The organism is Alitabrizicola rongguiensis (assembly GCF_021491355.1).
GTDB classification, from domain to species: domain Bacteria; phylum Pseudomonadota; class Alphaproteobacteria; order Rhodobacterales; family Rhodobacteraceae; genus Aliitabrizicola; species Aliitabrizicola rongguiensis.
Genome location: NZ_JAKENF010000002.1, coordinates 425384 through 443548, shown reverse-complemented (window position 1 = coordinate 443548; position 18165 = coordinate 425384). Strand labels below are relative to the sequence as shown.

The following is an 18165-nucleotide window of genomic DNA, read 5'->3' as shown; positions in this document are numbered from 1 at the left end:
GGAGCCGGCGCGCCGAGTCCTTCCCCCTTCTGTCGCGCGTCCGGGTCCACCGAAGGGGGTGGAGAAGGGGAATCAGATGAACGAGCTGTTGATCCGGGGGGCCGAGGCCGTCGTTACCATGGATGGCGCACGGGCAGAGATCGCCGGTGGTGACGTGCTGATCCGGGGCGGGACGATCGTGGCGGTGGGGCAGGGGCTGACAACCACGGGCGAGGTGGTCGAGGCGCGGGGATGCGTGGTGACGCCGGGCCTCGTGAATACCCACCACCACCTCTACCAGACCCTCACCCGGGCAGTCCCGGGAGGGCAGGATGCGCTGCTCTTCGGCTGGCTCAAGACGCTTTACCCGATCTGGGGCCGCTTCGGGCCCGAGGAGATGTTCATCTCGGCCCAGATCGGGCTTGCGGAGCTCGGCCTGACGGGGTGCACGCTGACGTCCGACCACCTCTACCTTTATCCCAACGGCGCACGGCTGGATGACACCATTGCCGCCGCCCGCGAGGTGGGATTGCGTTTTCACCCCACTCGCGGCGCCATGAGCATCGGTGAAAGCGCGGGCGGCCTGCCGCCGGATGCGCTGGTCGAGCGCGAGGCGGCGATCCTGGAGGATTGCATCCGCGTGGTCGATGCATTCCACGACCCGGCGGAGGGGGCGATGGTGCGGGTCGGGTTGGCGCCCTGCTCGCCTTTTTCGGTGAGCCGCGACCTGATGCGCGAGGCAGCCCTGCTCGCGCGCGACAAAGGCGTGATGCTGCACACCCACCTGGCCGAGAATGACGAGGATATCGCCTATTCGCTGGCGCAGTTCGGCTGCCGGCCGGGGCAGTATGCCGAGGATCTGGGCTGGACCGGCGACGATGTGTGGCACGCCCATTGTGTTAAGCTAGATGGTTCGGAAATCGATCTTTTTGCCCGGTCGGGGACCGGAGTTGCCCATTGCCCATGTTCGAATTGTCGCCTTGGTTCAGGTATTGCCCCGGTACGGCGGATGCGCGACCGGGGAGTGAAAGTGGCGCTCGGCGTCGATGGTTCCGCTTCGAACGACGCAGGTAACCTGATCGGCGAGGCGCGGCAGGCGATGCTCCTCCAGCGCGTCGCAAACGGCGCCGACGCCATGAGCGCCCGGGAGGCGCTCGAGATCGCGACGCTCGGCGGGGCGCGGGTGCTGGGCCGGTCCGATTGCGGATCGCTGGAGCCGGGCAAACGCGCCGACATCGCGATCTGGGACGTGTCGCGCATCGAAGCGGCCGGTAGCTGGGACCCGGTCGCGGCTTTGATCCTCTGCGGACCGACCCGCGTGCGCGACCTGTTCGTCGAGGGGCAGCGCGTGGTAAGGGACGGGCAGATTGCCACGATCGACCTGCCACGGGTCATCGAGCGGCAGAATGCGCTGGCCCGGCGGCTGGCCGGATAGGGGGAGCGCGACGTGTCGCACAATTACGAGGCGCAGCGGCGCGAGACCTTCGCCACCTTCAAGAAGGCCGGAAAAGGTGTGAAGCTGCCCGCGACCGCCGTGGTCGACTACATCTTCTTCATTGAGGAACTCGATGCCAGCTGGTCCGCGCTTGAAAAGGCCCTGCGTGCCGCCGGCTTCAAGACCCGTCGCCTGCCCGACAATGAAACCCTGATCGCGAGCATCGGCCCCATCCCTGTGACCCCCGAGGCGATCTGGGAGCATGAACGCACGGCCACCACCATCGCGCTGACGCACGACTTCTATCCCGATGGCTGGGAACTGGCGGATTAGTCTGCCCGGGGTTTGCCCCCGACCCAGACCGCCCGGATCGCCCGGTCATCGCCCATCATGATTGTGGGGAACAGTGCCTCCCAGATCGTGCCGGCGCGGCGGGTCGCCTGTTCGATCGCGAAGGTCGAGGCGAGGTCGACCACCACCAGATCGGCCTCCATCCCCGGGGCGATGTTGCCGATCCGGTCCTCGGCGTGCAGCGCCCGGGCCGAGCCTTGTGTCGCCAGCCACCAGAGCTGCGCGGGATGCAGGGCCTGACCGCGCAACTGTGCAATCTCGTAGGCGGCTGCCATCGTCCGCAGCATCGAAAAGGACGACCCGCCGCCGGTATCCGTTGCCAGCCCGACCCTGAGCTTCGTCGCCAGCCCCATGTCGAACAGGCCCGAGCCGATGAAGGTGTTCGAGGTCGGGCAATGAACGAGGCTCGCACCTGCCTCGATCAGCCGGGCACGCTCGCGGTCGGTCAGGTAGATCGCATGGCCGTAGACGGCGCCTTCGCGCAACAGGCCCTGCGCCTCGTAAGTGTCGAGATAATCGCGCGACTGCGGGAAAAGCGACTTCACCCAGGCACATTCGTCAGGCTGTTCGGACAGGTGGGTCTGCATCAGGCAGTCGGGGAATTCCCGCCAGAGCGTTCCCATCGCTGCCAGTTGCTCGGGCGTGGACGTCGGCGAGAAGCGGGGGGTTATGACATAGGACAGCCGGTCGACCCCGTGCCATTTCTCCAGTAGGCGCTTGCTGTCGTCATAAGCCGACTGCGCGGTATCAAGCAGGCCATCGGGCGCGTTGCGGTCCATGCAAGTCTTGCCGGCATAGATCCGCTGCCCGCGTGCCTGCGCCGCCTCGAAGATCGCATCGACCGAGGCGGGATGGATGGTCGCGTAGGAACACACGGTTGTCGTCCCGTGGGCGAGGGTCAGGTCGAGGTAGCGGTTGGCGATCTCGGTCGCATAGGCGCGATCGGCAAAGCGCATCTCCTCGGGGAAGGTATAGGTGTTCAGCCAGTCGATCAGCCGCTTGCCCCAACTCGCGATCATCGCCGTCTGGGGATAATGCACATGGGCATCGACAAATCCGGCCGAGATCAGCGCCCGACCGTAGTCCGTCACCTGCGCCTGTGGATAGGCGGCGCGCAGCCGGTCTGCCGGGCCGACGGCCACGACGCGGCCCTGATCGACCAGCACCGCGCCTTGGCTGTCATGGCGGGCCGCGCCTTCGCCCTCGACCATCGGGTCGCCCTCGAAGCGCAGCACCTGTCCCAGCAGAAGATCGGCCATCGCACACCCCGTCCATTTCCCGAGCGGCAAGCCTACGGGGTTTCTGCGCCTGCGTAAATTTGCCGTGGCGACCCTGTTTCTTTGAAACACCTTTCGCTAAGGTCGCGCCAATCGACCAGGGGGGTACCATGGCAGAAACCGCCAAGCGCGAAGAGGTGGAGGAGGAACTGATGGGCCTCGACCCCGAACGCGTCGAGGCGATTCTCGAGGCGGTCGAGGAAGGCAATTCCGAGCGCCTCTCCGACCTGATGGCGCCACTCCACGCCGCCGACATCGCCGACCTTCTGGAGCAGATCAGTTCTGCCGACCGTCGCGACCTGTTGAAGCTGTGGTCGGGTGAGATCGACGGCGAGATCCTCTCCGAGATCGACGAGTCGATCCGCGAGGAAGTGGTCGAAGCCCTGCCGCGCGAGGTGCTGACCGAAGCGGTCCGCGAGCTTGAGACCGACGACGTCGTCGACATCCTCGAAGACCTCGAACAGCCCCAGCAGGACATCATCCTGCAGGCCCTCGACGATGCCGACCGGGTCGCCGTCGAACAGGCGATGTCCTACCCGGAACACTCCGCGGGCCGCCTGATGCAGCGCGAGGTCGTGGTCGCGCCGATGCACTGGACCGTAGGCGAGACGATCGACTTCCTGCGGCGTGAGGAGTGGCTGCCCGACCAGTTCTATCACGTCATCCTTGTCGATCCGCGGATGAAGCCGCAGGCCTATGTCACGCTCGGGCGGCTTCTGTCGTCCAAGCGGACCGTCGCGCTCAAGGACATCACCGAGGACAGCTTCCGCACCATCGCGGCCACCGACCCGGAAGAGGACGTGGCCTATATCTTCAACCAGTATCACCTCATCTCCTGTCCCGTGGTCGATGCCGATGACCGGCTCGTCGGCGTCATCACCATCGACGACGCGATGAACGTGCTGGATGAAGAGCATGAAGAGGATATCCTGCGCCTCGCCGGTGTGAGCGAGGAGCCCAGCCCCTCCGATGGCCCATTCGCCACGGCGCGGACGCGCCTGCCCTGGCTTATAATCAACCTCTTCACCGCCTCGATCTCGGCCTTCGTGATCTCGCGCTTCGAAAGCACCATCGCCACCCTGGTGACGCTTGCGGCGCTGATGCCGATCGTCGCCTCGACCGGCGGGATCGCCGGAACCCAGTCGCTGGCCGTGTCGGTCCGGGCGCTGGCAACACGCGATCTCACCTCGACCAACGCCCGCAGCGTGATCCTGCGCGAAATCGGCGCTGGCTTGCTGAACGGCATCGGCCTTGCCGCCATCCTCGCGCTCGGCGCGATCCTTGTCCTACACGAGCCGATGCTCGGCGGTGTGCTGGCTGCGGCGATGATCACCAACCAGCTGGTCGCGGCGCTTGGCGGAGTGCTGGTGCCGCTCGGTCTGCACCGGATTGGCCTCGACCCGGCGCTGGCCTCGGGCACCTTCGTCACCACGCTGACCGATGTGCTGGGCTATCTCGCCTTCCTCGGCTTTGCCACATGGTTCCTGTTATGACCCTGACCGAGATCAAGGCCGAGGCGCGCCGCGCAGCCTTCGCCCGCCGCAAGGCCGCCTTCGCGGCCGGGCAGGGGCAGGCCGCCGAGATCCTGGCCGATCTTCTGGCCGCCCATGCAGGCAAGGTCCTGTCTGGCTACATGCCGATGCGCACCGAAATCGACCCGCTTCCGGCGATGGCCGCGCATCAGGGGCCGGTCGGTGTGCCGGTCATCCCCGGCAAGGGCGTGCCGCTGCGGTTCCGCGAATGGTCGCCCGGCTGCGCCCTGGAGGAGGGGGAATTCGGCGCGCTGATCCCCGCCGAAGGCGCCTGGCTTGAACCGCAGGTGCTTATCGTGCCGTTGCTGGCCTTCGACCGGCGTGGCTACCGGCTCGGATACGGCGGCGGCTTCTACGACCGCACCCTGGAACGGCTCCGCTCCATGCACCCAGTCACCGCCATCGGCTTTGCCTTCGCCGCGCAAGAGGTGGACGAGGTGCCAATCGAACCCACCGACCAGCCGCTCGACGCCATCGTCACGGAACAGGGGATGGTCGACCTCCTGCGTTCCTAAGTTTCTTCTGTTCACAAATATCCTCGGGGGGAGGCGCGGAACGCGCCCGGGGGGATGAGCGGCGTCTGGAAAGCCGTCCAGTGGACGGCTTTCAGCCGCGAATGCCCGGCCCGTGGCCGGGCCGGGTGGCAGCCCCCCGTCCGTCCTCTCCACCTTGCCGACGCCCCGTCGACCGACTAAGCCTTTCTCCATGAAACTCCTCTTTCTCGGCGATGTCATGGGCCGTGCGGGCCGCGCGGCGATCACGGCGCGGCTTCCGGCGATCAAGGCCGACTGGGGCCTCGATTTCGTCGTGGTCAACGGCGAGAATGCCTCCTCCGGCGCAGGCCTGACCCCAGAGCATGCAAAGCTCATTCTTCAGGCCGGTGCCGATTGCGTCACGCTTGGCGATCACGCCTTCGACCAGAAGGACATGCTCGCCTTCATCGAGACCGAGCCGCGCATTCTCCGCCCCCTGAACTTTGCCCGCAGCGCGCCCGGGCACGGCGCACGGGTGTTCACGGCCTCGGGCGGCCGCAAGGTGCTGGTGATGCAGGCACTGGGCCAGGTCTTCATGAAGCGCCCCTTCGACGATCCCTTCTCGGCGGTCGAGGCGGTGCTCAAGACCCACACGCTTGGCGGGGTGGTGCAGGCGACCATCGTCGACATCCACGCCGAGGCGACCTCCGAAAAGATGGCGATGGGCCACTGGTGCGATGGGCGGGCGAGCCTCGTCGTGGGTACGCATACCCATGTGCCGACCGGCGATGCGCAGATCCTCACCGGCGGCACGGCCTACCAGACCGATGCCGGCATGTGCGGTGACTACGATTCAGTCATCGGCATGGACAAGCTCGAGCCGATGCGCCGTTTCATCACCGGCATGCCCAAAGGCCGCTTCGAGCCCGCCGCGGGCGAGGCGACCCTCTCGGGCACCTATGTCGAGACCGACGACCGCAGCGGAAAGGCGACGAAGGTCCGCATGATCCGCATCGGCGGGCGCCTAGAGCCGTCGTTTCCGTGACACCGCGCCGCCGCCTGGGCTTCACCGCCCTTCTGCTGATTATCGGCATCGGCTGGGGATCGACCCAATCGCTCGGCAAGATCGCTGTATCGACCGGCTACGGCCATTTCGGGCTGATCTTCTGGCAGCTCGCCATCGGTGCCGCAGTGCTTGGCGCGATCCTGATCCTGCGTCGCCGCCGCGTGCCGCTGACCCCTGTGACACTGCGCTTCGCCGCGCTGATCGCGCTGATCGGGACGCTGATCCCCAACTCGACCTTCTACCTCTCCGTGGCCCATCTGCCGGCAGGTGTCATGTCGATCATCATCTCGACTGTGCCGATGATGGCCTTCCCCTTGGCCCTGGCGCTTGGCATGGAACGGCTGAGCCTGCGCCGGCTTGCCGGACTGGCGCTTGGCCTCTGCGGCGTCGCGATGATCGCGCTGCCGCAGGCGGGGCTGCCGCAGGGGCTGGCGGCCGCCTGGCTGCCGATCGCGTTGATCGGACCGCTCTTCTACGCCATCGAGGGCAACGTGGTCGCCAAATGGGGAACAGCCGGCCTCGATCCAGTTCAGGCGATGTTCCTGGCTTCGGCCGTCGGGGCGGTGCTGGTGCTGCCCCTCGTCCTGGCGACTGGGCAATGGATCACACCGCCCTGGCCCCTGCAGAAGCCTGAACTGGCGCTGACGGCATCTTCCGTCGTCCATTGCCTGATGTATGCCGGTTACGTCTACCTCGCCGGGGCCGCGGGCGCGGTCTTTGCCACACAGACCGCCTATATCGTCACGGCATCGGGCCTGCTTTGGGCCATGGCCTTGCTCGGCGAACGGTTCACCCCGCTGGTCTGGCTGGCCGGTGCCGTTCTGCTTGCCGGATTGGCATTGGTGCAGCCGCGCGGACGCGAACAACGCCTGGCAGATTGAATCATTCGAAATCTCTGCTAAAGCGGTCGTGAATTCGCTGTGGCAGGGCCGATGATCGGAATAGAATTCTCCCAGACGGTGCAAGCCTTCATCGCACTTGCGATCCTCGCCGGAATGTTCGTGATGTTCGTGCGCGAAACCTATCCGGTGGAAGTCACGGCGATGGGCGGCGCGGCGCTGATGCTGGTGCTGGGGATCCTGCCCTTCAAGGAGGCAGGCGCGGTTCTGTCGAACTCGGCCCCCTGGACCATCGCCTTCATGTTCCTGGTCATGGGCGGGCTGGTCCGGACCGGTGCGGTCGAGATGCTGATCGGCATTGCCGAGGCACATGTCGGCAACCGGCCAAAGACCACGATCGTGGTCCTGTTCAGCTTCATCGCCGTCGCCTCGGCCTTCATGAACAACACACCGCTGGTCGCTGTGATGATCCCGGTGGTGATCCAGATCGCAGTGAAGCTGCGTACAGCGCCGTCGAAATTGCTGATCCCGCTCAGCCACATGACCGTGTTGGGGGGCATGATCACCTTGATCGGCACCTCGACCAACCTCCTGGTCGATGGAGTGGCCCGGGACCAGGGACTTGCGCATTTCTCGCTGTTCGAGATCGCACCGCTAGGCATCGCGGTGACCGTGGCAGGCGGCCTGTATCTGCTTCTCTTCGCCAACCGCCTGCTGCCGGTGCGCCAGTCGATGGGCACGCTGCTCGGGAAACGCAAGAACATGCGCTACTTCACAGAGGTCGCGATCCCCGAGGAGTCGATCCTGATCGGCCAGAAGGTGCTTGACGTGGCACAGTTCAAACCGAACGGCGTGCGGGTCGTCGATGTTCTGCGAGGAGATGCCTCGCTTCGACGCGACCTGGGTTCGGCAGTGCTGCAGGCCGGAGACCGCGTTGTGCTCCGCACCGAGATGACCGAGCTTCTGGGCCTGCAGGGCGACAAGGACATCCGCCTCGTGGATCGCCTGTCTTCGGTCGCGACCGAGACGGTCGAGGTCCTCATCACCCCCGGCTGCCGCCTTGTCGGCCGCTCGCTTGGCGAATTGCGCCTGCGCCGGCGCTACGGCGTCTATGTGTTGGCCGCACATCGTCGCAGCGAGAACATCGGCCGTCAGCTTGACGATCTGGTTGTACAAGTTGGCGACACGCTGTTGATCGAGGGCTCGGCGGAAGACATTCGCCGACTGGCGGAGGATGTGGACCTTGTCGACATCAGCCATCCTACCCACAAGCCCTATCGTCGGCAGAAGGCGCCGATCGCCATCGGGGCCCTGGCCTTCGTGGTCATCCTGTCGTCGCTCGATGTCGCACCCATTCAGGTGCTGGCCTTCATTGCCGTCACCGTGATCTTCGTGACCCGATGCATCGACGCCGATGAGGCGCTGAGCTTTGTCGATGGCCGCTTGATGGCGATGATCTTTGCGATGCTTGCGGTAGGCGAGGGACTGGACCGATCGGGCGCTGTCGAGATGATCGTCTCGCATGTGAGTCCGTGGATGATTGGCCTGTCGCCCTTTGCGATGATGCTCGCCGTCTATCTGCTGGGCCTGATCCTGACCGAGTTCCTGTCGAACAACGCGGTCGCGGTGATCTATACACCGATCGCGATCCAGTTGGCGCATTCGCTTGGGGCCGATCCGCGGCCCTTCGTCGTGGCGGTCATGTTCTCGGCCACGCTCGCCTTCGGCACGCCGATCGGTTACCAGACCAACATGATGGTCTATGGTCCGGGGGGCTACAAGTTCCTCGACTTCACCAAGATCGGGATCCCGCTGAACATCATCACCTGGCTGCTCTGCTCGTTCCTGATCCCGATCCTCTGGCCGCTCTACCCTTGACCACCCGATAGCCGAGGGTGCCGGGGTTGCGGCCCCCCCTGTGCCACGTGTATAGGGCGCCATCACCCAAAATGGGATCGGAGTAGGGGTCATGGCAGGCCATTCTAAATGGGCGAACATCCAGCACCGCAAGGGCAAGCAGGATGCGGCGCGCTCGAAGATGTTCTCGAAGCTGGCGAAGGAGATCACAGTCGCCGCCAAGATGGGCGATCCCGACCCCGACAAGAACCCGCGCCTGCGTCTGGCGGTGAAGGCCGCCAAGGCCCAGTCGATGCCGAAGGACGTGATCGACCGCGCCATCAAGAAATCCATGGGCGGCGACGCGGCGGACTATACCGAGATCCGCTATGAGGGCTACGGCCCGAACGGTATCGCGATCATCGTCGAGGCGATGACCGACAACCTGAACCGCACCGCGTCCAACGTCCGCAGCTACTTCACCAAGGGTGGCGGAAACCTCGGCCAGACCGGTTCGGTCAGCCATTCCTTCGACCGGGTTGGCGAGATTTCGTACCCTGCCTCGGCGGGCGATGCCGACACGGTGATGATGGCCGCACTCGAAGCCGGGGCGGACGATGTCGAGTCCGACGACGACGGCCACTGGATCTATTGCTCGGTCGAGAACCTGTCCGAGGTCTCGGACGCGCTGGAAAAGGCGCTTGGCGAGTCGACGGAATCAAAGCTCGTCTGGCGGCCGCAGACCCGCACGGAGGTCGATCTTGAAACCGCGCAGAAGCTGATGCGCCTCATCGACCTTCTGGAAGAGGACGACGACGTGCAGACCGTGACCCACAACTTCGACATCCCCGAAGAGGTCGCGGCGCAGCTCTGACGATCGCGTCAAGGGCCGTCCAAGGTGTTCGTCGGCCCTGGGCAGAGCCATTCGTAGATCTATGAGCCGCTTCGATTAGTAGGGCCCGTCACCGGGCCGTTACTCGGTCCCGCTATCCTGTGTCCTTAACTGGACAGAGCGGGGACGCATATGGAACAGGTGGTGAATGCAGGCGGCAGGATGCCTCGGCGCAAGGGGCGGCGGTTCCCGGTCACCTATGCCCGTCCCGAACAGGGCCTGTTTCGCCGCAGCCTCATCACCGGCATCGAATATCTGAGCGGTAGGGCCAGGCTGGAGCGCCTCTACGCAGAATGGGATGAAACGCGCGACCCGGAAGAGCCTGTGTTCTCGGCGGCGATCCGGGTGCTTGGAATCCGTTCGCGCGTCCTCGGCGTCGCAGCGGATGCCATGCCGGGCGAGGGGCCGCTGCTGATTCTGGCGAACCATCCCTTCGGCATCATCGACGGTCTGCTGATCGGCCATCTCGTCTCGCGCGTCCGCAAGGACGTGAAGATCATGACCCACAGCCTGCTCTGTCAGCCGGAAGCGGTGCGGGATGCGGTTCTGCCGGTTGATTTTGGCCCGGGCGAGGCCGCGCGCCGCACCTCCGCCGAGACGCGGCGGCAGGCGACTGAATGGCTCGACCAGGGCCATGCCCTGATCGTCTTTCCCGCCGGCAGCGTGGCAACAGCGCCGAAACCGCTGGCGCCCCACGCCGTCGATGCCGAATGGCATCCCTTCGCGGCGCGCCTGGCCGCACGACCGGGGGTGCAGACGGTGCTGATGCATGTCCACGGCCAGAATTCGCGCCTGTTCCAGATCGCGAGCCATCTGTCCTATCCTTTGCGGGTGGCGCTTATCTTGCGTGAAACCGCGCGGCGGATCGGGCAGCCGGTGACCGTTACCGTTGCGCCGCCGTTCGAACTGGGTCAGCACGGCCGTCGTGGCCGCAGCCTCGCTGCAGCGGAGTTGCGCCGCGCCTGCTGGTCCATGGCACGCGCCGAAGGTGCCGACCCCGATCAGGTCTTCGTCTGGCCGAAGCATATCCGCTGGTAGGCTTCCTGGGAGCGCTTCGCCCCTTGCGGTTCGCGGCAGGATCGGCTCCCTTTCGCCGATAACCGCGGCTGCCCTTTGCCATATGCGACCGGTCCGGGCTGTTCTCCGGATGCTGCTGTCGCGCCTGTGTTTCGTCGCGGTCAACGCCATCGTGCGCCATCTGGGAACGGCTGGCCTTGAGGCGGATCCTCGCGGTGCTGGTGGCACTTGCCGGCGCAATGGTGGTCCTGCGACGCGGACTTCGCGATCTTTCCTTTGCCCAGCTTTCGCAGCTTTGCGCCGCAGCCGGGTTCGCCGGCTCGTACCTTTTTGCCAAACGGCTGAGCCAGATTGCCCCGGCGGGGTTGATCGTTGCGATGATGTCGATTGCGGTGACGCTTCTTCTCATGCCGCTCGCCATCGCCGTCTGGCTTCCGGTGAGCGCCCCACAGATCCTGTGGCTTGGGCTTACGGTGGCCTTTGAGGCGCCGCCGACGGTGACGCGGCCGGTCAGATTCTTGCAACTCGTTTGGGCGTCGCTTCTGGGAACGATTGTCTTCGGCGAGCCGGTCGATCCTTAGGTGCTTGCAGGGGGCGCGATCATCATCGCGGCCGTCACTTACATTGCATGGCGAGAAACAGTGCTGGCCAAAAGAGCATCAAGACCTTTCGTCGAAGCGACAAAACTCCAGAAGGTTTGACACGGGTGCTGCAACTGCATAGTCAGGGTGCCGGGGGGCATTCTGAGCAGGTGCCGAATTCATGAAGATTGCAATGATTGGGACCGGATATGTGGGCCTCGTGTCAGGGGTCTGCTTTTCCGATTTTGGACATGACGTTGTTTGCGTCGACAAGGATCCATCGAAGATCGAGAAATTGAACCGGGGGGAGATTCCTATCTTCGAACCGGGTCTGGATGTGCTTCTGGCCAAGAACGTGAAGGCCGGGCGCCTGTCGTTCACCCAGGACATCAAGGCAGCCGTTCATGGCGCCGACGCCGTATTCATCGCGGTCGGCACGCCGACGCGGCGCGGCGATGGCCATGCCGACCTGACCTATGTGATGGCCGCCGCGGCCGAGATCGGTCAGGCGCTGACCGGCTATGCGGTGATCGTCACCAAGTCGACAGTCCCGGTGGGCACCAACCGCGCCGTGCAGAAGGCTGCGCGCGAGGCCAACCCGGATGCCGATTTCGACGTCGCCTCGAACCCGGAATTCCTGCGCGAGGGTGCGGCGATCGACGATTTCATGCGGCCCGACCGCGTTGTCGTGGGTGTCGAATCCGAACGCGCCAAGGCCGTGATGGCCGAGATCTATCGCCCGCTGTTCCTGCGCGACTTCCCGATCGTCTATACCGATCTCGAAAGCGCCGAGATGATCAAGTACGCGGCGAACGCCTTCCTCGCCACCAAGATCACGTTCATCAACGAGATCGCGGCGCTGTGCGAAAAGGTCGGTGCCGACATCAAGGCGGTATCGAAGGGTGTGGGGCTGGACGGCCGGATCGGCAACAAGTTCCTGCATGCCGGGCCTGGCTATGGCGGCTCGTGCTTCCCCAAGGACACGATGGCGCTGGCCCGTATCGGCCAGGAATTCGCCGCGCCGATGCAGATCGTCGAGACCGTGATCAAGGTGAACGACGAGATCAAGCGGCGGATGATCGGCAAGGTCATCGATCTGTGCGACGGCTCGGTCGCGGGCAAGACCATCGCGGTGCTGGGCGTGACCTTCAAGCCGAACACCGATGACATGCGCGATGCGCCATCGCTGACGATCGTTCCGGCGCTGGTCGGCGGTGGAGCCAAGGTTCGTGTCGTCGACCCGGAAGGCCGCCGCGAGGGCGTGAAGCTTCTGCCGGGCGTCGAGTGGATCGAGAATGCCTATGACGCGGCCACGGGCGCCGATGCCGTGGTGGTCCTGACCGAGTGGAACGAGTTCCGCGCGTTGGACCTCGACCGGCTGGCCAAGGTCATGGCCGCGCCGCGGATGGCCGACCTGCGCAACATCTATTCCGAGGAAAGCGCCACTGCGGCGGGCTTCTCGGACTACGTCGCCGTCGGCCGCTGACGCGCAAGGCGTGGCGGTTTGCCGCCGCGCCAGAGGCGGTTATGCCAGCCCACAGGCGGCCGCGCCCCACAAGGCAAGCGTGCCCAGCCGGCCATTGCGCCGAAGGCCGAGACGCCGGAAACTCTTCAGTCGGGCCGTCCCAGAGGGGGCGGCCCGCTGCATTTCGGTCAGGATCAGGCGCGCCTCGGGCGAGAGCAGATGCGACCGGAGCGCCAGCGCCCGCCGATGCGACTCTGACCAGCGGCGGAAATCGCGTCCCAAAACCAGCCGCGTGCGCGCAAGGGCGGAGGCGATCCCCCTCCCGCCACCGATCAGGTTCGTCCCATGCTGGCGGTACAGCGCCACCGGCTGAGGGTCGAACAGGCATTCGCCCCCGGCGCCGGACACAAGCTGATAGAGCCACCAGTCATGGAAGGCCAGGTCCCGAGGGATGCCCGCCGCACGTGCCAGCCTGACCGCCGCAGGGTTCAGGCAAAGGGTGTGACCGGAAAAAATGTTCTGTGCCAGAGAATTGGCGAAGGAAGCTGAAGCGCAGGCGGAGCGGTTCACGGCCTTCGGGCGCAGCGCGACATCAGTGATGAGGCTCGCAGCGCCGTATAGCCCGGGACGGTCACTGTTGGGCAGAAGATCAAGCGCGCGTGCCAGTTTTCCCCGCAGCCAGACATCGTCCTGATCGCAGAAGGCCACCGGGCCAAGGGGCAGATCCGCACGGCACAGCAAGGTCAGGAAGTTTGCCGCCGACCCGCGCCGGGGGCCATCGAACAGGCGGATGTCCCGGTCGGGATGATCTGCCGCAAAGCCCGACAGGAGCGCCCTCGTGCCGTCGGTCGATCCGTCATCGCTTACCCACAGCCGCCAATCGCCATGGCTTTGGCGGATGAGGCTTGCGAGTTGGTCGGGCAGATGGCGCGCGCCGTTGCAGGTGGCCAGAAGGATCGTGACGGTCGGCCATGCGCACATGTGCAAGTCCTTAGAGGTTTAGCTATTGCGGCCAGTCTTGCGCGTCGCGGTTAAGGAAAGACCAAGGACGGACAGGCGACTTTGGTGCAGTGGCGGCAGGAGGCGGCATGTGACGTTCAGGGTGGTCGGGACCTTTCTCGACGGGCCGGGCAACCTTCTTTCGGGCATCACCGACATGGAGGTGATGACGACAGCGGGCGGATGGCAACTTTTCACAGCGACCCGGCCGGGCGGCGGCGTCCTGTCGATCGCCGTGGGCGAAGCTGCGATGACCCTGACCGATCAGGAGGCGATCGCCGTCACGGGGACCCTGCCGGCGCCGGCGCATCTGGATATCGTGATGCTCGGCACGCAGACGGCGCTGCTCTACTCCGGGGCCAATGACGGGCGCCTCAACGATTTCGCGCTTGGCGGCGATGGCAGTCTTGGGAGCGTCGCGCAGATCAAGGGCAGCCCGGCAGGGGCGGTGACGGCCCAGGTCACTGTCGATCTGGGAAGCGAGCGTTTTCTCTACACCTCGCGCATGGGCGCCAGCGTGCTGACCACCAGTCACTACCTGTCGAACGGCCGGATGGAAGAGGTCGGTGAGCAGCTTCTGAACGTCTCGACCACGACGACGGACATTACCGCGCTGGCTTCGGTCGCGCTGGCGGACGGGCCCTATCTGCTGGCTCTCTCGGCGGTCCAGAACGCTGTTCTGGGCTTCAGGATCGGGGCGGACGGTCTGCCCGTTCAAGTCACCAGCCTTGGGGCCTCTGGCGGTCTGGGTATTTCTGCGCCCTCCGCAATCGAGACCGCGACGTTCGGTGCAAAGTCCTACGCGATCGTTTCTGGTACTGGGTCTTCGTCGCTGAGCGTGATCGAGATCGGGGCGGGCGGATCGCTTTCGGTGGTCGATCATGTCATCGACAGCCTGGATACAAGGTTTCAAGGCGTTCAGGCGCTGGATGTGGTGACGATCGGCGGTCGGGTCTTTGTCTTTGCGGGGGGCGGGGATGATGGGATCAATGTCTTTGTGCTTCTTCCCGAGGGGCGCCTCATCCTGCTCGACACCGTGCTTCAGGCCGAGGGGCTGACCCTGTCCGGCATCACCGCGATCGAGGCCGCGGCCAGCGGTGGCACGGTCGAGGTTTTCGTCGCAACCGAGGCAGCCGGCATCACCCGGCTGCACTTCGATCCCGGCAGCCTTGCGCCGATCAAGACCGGGGGGGCGACCGCAGACCGCCTGACCGGCGATGCGCGCGGCGATCTGATTTCTGGCGGGGCAGGGGCAGACACGGTCGATGGCGGAGCGGGCGCCGACATTCTGATGGACGGCCTCGGCAGCGACGTGATGACTGGCGGGGCAGGAGCCGACTGGTTCGTTCTGGCCGGCGACGGCGCCAGCGACAGGATCAGCGACTTCGACCCCACCGAAGACCGGCTGGACCTGACCGCCTGGGGACGTGTCTACGATATCTCTGCGATCGAGATTACCACCACTGCGACCGGTGCCATCCTGCGCTTTGGTGGTGAGACGCTGGTGTTGGACACGGCCGATGGATCGGGAATCCCCGGTTCGGCCTTCAGTTCGGGCGAATTGTTCACCCTGACCCATGTCGTCGGCGATCCGGTGGTGGCTGGGATGACCCTGACCGGCACCGCCGGCAACGACACGCAAAAGGGTGCAGCGGGCGACGATGTGCTGCTCGGGTCGCCCGGGGCCGACCGGATGGAGGGGGCGGGCGGCTTCGACTATGCCGACTATTCGATGGCAAACGGCAGCATGAGGGTCGATCTGCTCTACCCGGCGCTGAACACCAACCTCGCCGCAGGAGATGTCCATGTCGGGATCGAGGGGCTGATCGGCGGCGCTGGCCCGGACAACCTGCGCGGAACGCTCGGGTCGGATGTGTTGCGCGGGGGGGCGAATGTCGACTGGCTGTTCGGGCGCAAGGGCGACGATGTGCTTGATGGCGGGATCGGAGATGATGTTCTGCTCGGCGGGGCAGGGCAGGATACGCTTTCGGGCGGCGAGCATCGCGACCGCGCGCAGTATTCCGAGGCGCTGGCCGGGGTCACGGCCGATCTTCTGAAGCCGCAGACCAATACCGGCGAAGCGATGGGAGACGTCTATGTCGATATCGAGGATCTGGCTGGGTCGAGCTTCGATGACCGGCTCTCGGGCGACAGCGGCGCCAACCGGCTGTTCGGTCGGGACGGCAGCGACCTTCTCTCGGGCAGGAATGGGGCCGATTACCTGAATGGCGGTTCCGGGCGCGACACGCTCGACGGCGGCCCGCACGGCGACACGCTTCGCGGCGGAACCCAGGCCGATCTGTTCATCTTCAACGGAGGTTCGGATGTGATCGAGGATTTCAGGCCTGCCGAGGGCGATCGTCTGCAGATCGACGACACGATCTTTGGCCCCGGATGGACATCAACAGATCTGGTGCAGGCCTTTGCCCATGTCGAGGGGCGCGCGGAGGTCTTCGACTTCGGCTTTGGCAACAGCCTGACCCTTGAAGGCAACGCCACGCTGACCGGCCTGGCCGGCTACCTTGAGATCATCTGAACCGCTTCGCTCCGCATCAGCGCTTCGTGGCGTGCAATGGCCTCGCTCACATCGTCGAACCAGGTGAGACGGCCATTCTCCAGCAGGCAGGCGGCATCGCAAAGCTCGCGGATCTGGCCCATCGCATGGCTGACGACGATGGCGCCGGCCTGCCGCATCCGGTCGCGGAAGAGGGCCGCGCTTTTCACCCGGAAAGCCGCATCGCCGACTGCGGTGATCTCGTCGACCAGATAGGTGTCGAAACGGATGCCCATCGATACGCCGAAGGCCAGCCGCGCCTTCATCCCCGAGGAATAGGTGCGGAACGGCGCGCGAAAGGCCGGGCCGAGACCGGCGAAGCCCTCGGCGAAGTCGACAAGCTCGTCGCTGTCCACCCCGTAGATGCGGGCAACGAACCGGGTGTTCTCGATGCCGGTCAGGTCCCCGTGGAACGACCCTGCGAAACCCACGGGCCAGGACACCCGGCCCGCCAGCCTGACCCGTCCCGAGGTCGGATTCATCGTGCCCGCGATCAGTCGCAGAAGCGTCGATTTGCCGGCGCCGTTGCGGCCAAGAAGCGCGACGGACCGCCCCTTCGGGATGGTCAGGCAGACATCGTCGAGCACCGTGCGGCGCTGCCCGCCCTGGTGGAAGACCTTGGTCAGGTGATCGAGTCGGATCATTTCTATCGCCGGTCACGCAACGCGGAGTATATCAGCACCAGCACCGTCCAGCCCAGGAACAGGAACAGCGTGGCGGTGGCGAAAATAGTCCAGCGTTGTGGGAACCGGGCGCTTTCGGGTCGGGCGGGCGGGACATGGGCGGCGATGTAGCGACCCTGCCGCCGTGCTTCGGCCTGGGCGGCGTCGTAGGCTGTGCGGGCGGCGCGGTAGCTTTCCTCGGCGAAGGTCAGATCGGCCGCCAGGGCCTCGTACTCGCCGAGGACGGCGGCTGCGGCGGCATCTCCGGTCGAAGTATCGCTGACCTTGCGCCGTTCCTCGGCGATACGATCTTCGACCACCCGCACCCGGTCACGGGCGTTCACCAGCCGGAAATCGCCCTCGCGTAACGAGGCTGCCAGCCGGTCGACATCCATCTGCGCCTCGGCGAGCTGTTCCTGCAGCGTGGCGATCAGCCCACCCTGGCTTTCCGCCTCGGCGCCCGGATCGACGAGGCGGTGGCTGACGCGAAAGCGCGTGACTTCTGCACGCGCGCGTCGCAGGCGGGTTTCGGCCTCGGCCAGATCGGTGCGGGCATTGGCGACGGTATCCTCGCGCGCGACCGCGTTGAGGTCATTCAGCATCGCTTGCGCATGGGCCAGCGCGGCGCGCGCAATTCTGACGGAATCATCGGGAGCGAAGGCCAGTACCCTGAGTTCGATCAGCCGCGTGCTGCTGTCATAGGAGATGCGGACCATCCGTTGCCAGTGATCGGTCAGATCCTCGATCGTGCCGGGGGCGGCATAGCCGAAGACCGGGTCGCCTGCGGCCTTCGACCAGATCTGGCGCAGGTCCAGTTCGCGGTCGATCTGGGCCACCAGGCGCGGGCTCGATAGGTAGTCGTAAAGAATGTCGGCGTCGGGAGCCGAGGATTCGCCAAGAGCTGTGATGCCGCCCAGAAGCTCCATCGCTGTGCCGCTGTTTTCCTTGCGGACGGAAAACGCCGTGGTCGCCGCGTACTGGTCGGCGGCCCGCAACCAGAGATAGGCCGCGGTCGCGGCTGCCGGCAGCGCCACGAGGATCAGAAAGCTGAGTGCCAGCGCGATATGCCGTCGGCGGATGCGGCCGGGCCGCGCGGCGGGGGGGAAGGCTGCGCTCCAGCCTGGGGGCAATGGCTGATCGGGCGACGGAATGGCGACGGCGGGGCGGGAAAGCGCGGCGGCGGCGGTCATGCTCGGCTCCGGGGCAA

At 65.6% G+C, this 18165-nt stretch carries 16 protein-coding genes; 12 read left to right on the top strand and 4 right to left on the bottom strand.

The window, feature by feature from the left end; genetic code table 11:
- Positions 1-76: 76 nt before the first annotated feature.
- Positions 77-1414 (top strand): 8-oxoguanine deaminase, encoded by a 1338-nt coding sequence (locus L0V05_RS08005; protein WP_234869588.1) that lies wholly within the window; start codon positions 77-79, stop codon positions 1412-1414.
- 12 nt (positions 1415-1426) lie between these two features.
- Positions 1427-1747 carry a ribonuclease E inhibitor RraB gene (locus tag L0V05_RS08000; RefSeq protein WP_234869587.1) on the top strand — a complete coding sequence of 107 codons (321 nt, stop codon included), beginning with the start codon at positions 1427-1429 and terminating at the stop codon, positions 1745-1747.
- On the opposite strand, the gene guaD is transcribed toward L0V05_RS08000, so the two are convergent.
- On the bottom strand, positions 1744-3024 hold the full coding sequence (gene guaD / locus L0V05_RS07995; RefSeq protein WP_234869586.1) for a guanine deaminase: 1281 nt from the start codon (positions 3022-3024) through the stop codon (positions 1744-1746). The two genes, L0V05_RS08000 and guaD, sit on opposite strands and share 4 nt — an antisense overlap.
- Positions 3025-3152: 128 nt before the next feature.
- Between guaD and mgtE the strand changes: the two genes are divergently transcribed.
- The 9 genes from mgtE (at position 3153) to L0V05_RS07950 (ending at position 12764) form a co-directional block, all read left to right on the top strand.
- The gene (gene mgtE, locus L0V05_RS07990) at positions 3153-4535 is read left to right on the top strand and encodes a magnesium transporter (RefSeq protein ID WP_406565961.1); all 1383 of its coding nucleotides are present in this window, start codon (positions 3153-3155) and stop codon (positions 4533-4535) included.
- Positions 4532-5089: a 5-formyltetrahydrofolate cyclo-ligase gene (locus L0V05_RS07985; protein ID WP_234869585.1), complete on the top strand. Its 558-nt coding sequence runs from the start codon at positions 4532-4534 to the stop codon at positions 5087-5089. Before mgtE ends, L0V05_RS07985 begins: the two co-directional genes overlap by 4 nt.
- Positions 5090-5279: 190 nt before the next feature.
- Positions 5280-6092 carry a TIGR00282 family metallophosphoesterase gene (locus tag L0V05_RS07980; RefSeq protein WP_234869584.1) on the top strand — a complete coding sequence of 271 codons (813 nt, stop codon included), beginning with the start codon at positions 5280-5282 and terminating at the stop codon, positions 6090-6092.
- Positions 6089-6994, top strand: coding sequence for a DMT family transporter (locus L0V05_RS07975; RefSeq protein WP_234869583.1), 906 nt, complete (start codon positions 6089-6091; stop codon positions 6992-6994). The genes L0V05_RS07980 and L0V05_RS07975 overlap by 4 nt, the downstream gene beginning before the upstream one ends.
- A 51-nt stretch (positions 6995-7045) precedes the next feature.
- Entirely contained in the window at positions 7046-8830 is a 1785-nt protein-coding gene (locus L0V05_RS07970; RefSeq protein WP_234869582.1) for an SLC13 family permease, read from the top strand.
- A gap of 91 nt (positions 8831-8921) precedes the next feature.
- Complete coding sequence (locus L0V05_RS07965; protein ID WP_234869581.1) at positions 8922-9662, top strand: YebC/PmpR family DNA-binding transcriptional regulator; 741 nt, start codon at positions 8922-8924, stop codon at positions 9660-9662.
- Between the two features lie 150 nt (positions 9663-9812).
- The gene (locus L0V05_RS07960) at positions 9813-10718 is read left to right on the top strand and encodes a lysophospholipid acyltransferase family protein (protein WP_234869580.1); all 906 of its coding nucleotides are present in this window, start codon (positions 9813-9815) and stop codon (positions 10716-10718) included.
- A gap of 176 nt (positions 10719-10894) precedes the next feature.
- The gene (locus L0V05_RS07955) at positions 10895-11278 is read left to right on the top strand and encodes a hypothetical protein (RefSeq protein WP_234869579.1); all 384 of its coding nucleotides are present in this window, start codon (positions 10895-10897) and stop codon (positions 11276-11278) included.
- Between the two features lie 181 nt (positions 11279-11459).
- A complete protein-coding gene (locus L0V05_RS07950; RefSeq protein WP_234869578.1) occupies positions 11460-12764 on the top strand; it encodes a UDP-glucose dehydrogenase family protein in 1305 nt (434 codons plus the stop codon).
- A gap of 39 nt (positions 12765-12803) precedes the next feature.
- On the opposite strand, the gene L0V05_RS07945 is transcribed toward L0V05_RS07950, so the two are convergent.
- The gene (locus tag L0V05_RS07945; RefSeq protein WP_234869577.1) at positions 12804-13724 is read right to left on the bottom strand and encodes a glycosyltransferase; all 921 of its coding nucleotides are present in this window, start codon (positions 13722-13724) and stop codon (positions 12804-12806) included.
- Positions 13725-13833: 109 nt separating this feature from the next.
- Here L0V05_RS07945 and L0V05_RS07940 point away from each other — a divergent pair, with 109 nt between their 5' ends.
- Entirely contained in the window at positions 13834-16278 is a 2445-nt protein-coding gene (locus L0V05_RS07940) for a calcium-binding protein (protein ID WP_234869576.1), read from the top strand.
- Here L0V05_RS07940 and L0V05_RS07935 read toward each other — a convergent pair.
- Together L0V05_RS07935 and L0V05_RS07930 are read right to left on the bottom strand one after the other, a co-directional pair.
- Complete coding sequence (locus tag L0V05_RS07935) at positions 16260-16940, bottom strand: ABC transporter ATP-binding protein (RefSeq protein WP_234869575.1); 681 nt, start codon at positions 16938-16940, stop codon at positions 16260-16262. The two genes, L0V05_RS07940 and L0V05_RS07935, sit on opposite strands and share 19 nt — an antisense overlap.
- A gap of 2 nt (positions 16941-16942) precedes the next feature.
- Positions 16943-18148 (bottom strand): KpsE/RkpR family capsule polysaccharide export protein, encoded by a 1206-nt coding sequence (locus L0V05_RS07930; protein WP_234869574.1) that lies wholly within the window; start codon positions 18146-18148, stop codon positions 16943-16945.
- Positions 18149-18165 lie beyond the last annotated feature (17 nt).

Coding starts and splice junctions, on each gene's coding strand:
- L0V05_RS07935 (WP_234869575.1), bottom strand. CDS start 16,940: ATGATCCGACTCGATCACCTGACCAAGGTCTTCCACCAGGGCGGGCAG.
- L0V05_RS07985 (WP_234869585.1), top strand. CDS start 4,532: ATGACCCTGACCGAGATCAAGGCCGAGGCGCGCCGCGCAGCCTTCGCC.
- L0V05_RS07970 (WP_234869582.1), top strand. CDS start 7,046: ATGATCGGAATAGAATTCTCCCAGACGGTGCAAGCCTTCATCGCACTT.
- L0V05_RS08005 (WP_234869588.1), top strand. CDS start 77: ATGAACGAGCTGTTGATCCGGGGGGCCGAGGCCGTCGTTACCATGGAT.
- L0V05_RS07950 (WP_234869578.1), top strand. CDS start 11,460: ATGAAGATTGCAATGATTGGGACCGGATATGTGGGCCTCGTGTCAGGG.
- L0V05_RS07960 (WP_234869580.1), top strand. CDS start 9,813: ATGGAACAGGTGGTGAATGCAGGCGGCAGGATGCCTCGGCGCAAGGGG.
- L0V05_RS07945 (WP_234869577.1), bottom strand. CDS start 13,724: ATGTGCGCATGGCCGACCGTCACGATCCTTCTGGCCACCTGCAACGGC.
- mgtE (WP_406565961.1), top strand. CDS start 3,153: ATGGCAGAAACCGCCAAGCGCGAAGAGGTGGAGGAGGAACTGATGGGC.
- L0V05_RS07980 (WP_234869584.1), top strand. CDS start 5,280: ATGAAACTCCTCTTTCTCGGCGATGTCATGGGCCGTGCGGGCCGCGCG.
- L0V05_RS07965 (WP_234869581.1), top strand. CDS start 8,922: ATGGCAGGCCATTCTAAATGGGCGAACATCCAGCACCGCAAGGGCAAG.
- guaD (WP_234869586.1), bottom strand. CDS start 3,024: ATGGCCGATCTTCTGCTGGGACAGGTGCTGCGCTTCGAGGGCGACCCG.
- L0V05_RS07930 (WP_234869574.1), bottom strand. CDS start 18,148: ATGACCGCCGCCGCCGCGCTTTCCCGCCCCGCCGTCGCCATTCCGTCG.